General features: G+C 31.9%; 1 protein-coding gene. It reads left to right on the top strand.

Annotation, left to right across the window (positions count from 1 at the left end):
• Positions 1-70: 70 nt before the first annotated feature.
• The coding region (locus PL77_RS29965; RefSeq protein ID WP_044213801.1) for a transposase at positions 71-452 on the top strand (382 nt) is incomplete at its 3' end.

The raw sequence follows: 452 nt of genomic DNA, 5'->3' as shown, positions 1-452 counted from the left end.
GGTGTCAAAGAAAGTTATCAACTTAAACGTTCCTAATTAATGATTTATAAAGTTATTATTTCTTATGAAAATGGCAAATTCCCTTGTAGTTGGTATTGATGTTTCAAGTAAAAAACTAGATTTTGTTTTCTTGGATAGAAAGCGAAAAAAAGAGATAATCAGAAAAGTAGACAACCACAAAGAGGGGTATAAGAAATTAGAGAAATTCATCACAAAAGAGACTCGGCTTGTTTTAGAAGCCACTGGTGTTTATCACTACAATTTATCGAAGTATTTTCATCAAAAAGGGTATACTGTATCAGTAGTTAATCCAAGAGCTATTAAGTACTATGGAATGGCTAAAATGTTGAGAGATAAGACTGATAAAGTTGATGCAAAACTTATTTATGATTATGGGATAAATATGTTGCAGACCCAACAAGTAAAAGTTCGTGACTGGGAGACTCCTTCAG

The organism is Flammeovirga sp. OC4 (assembly GCF_000812565.1).
In the GTDB taxonomy this organism is placed as follows: Bacteria; Bacteroidota; Bacteroidia; order Cytophagales; family Flammeovirgaceae; genus Flammeovirga.
Note: the sequence above shows the minus strand (reverse complement) of the source record. Positions and strands in the feature narration are given on the sequence as shown.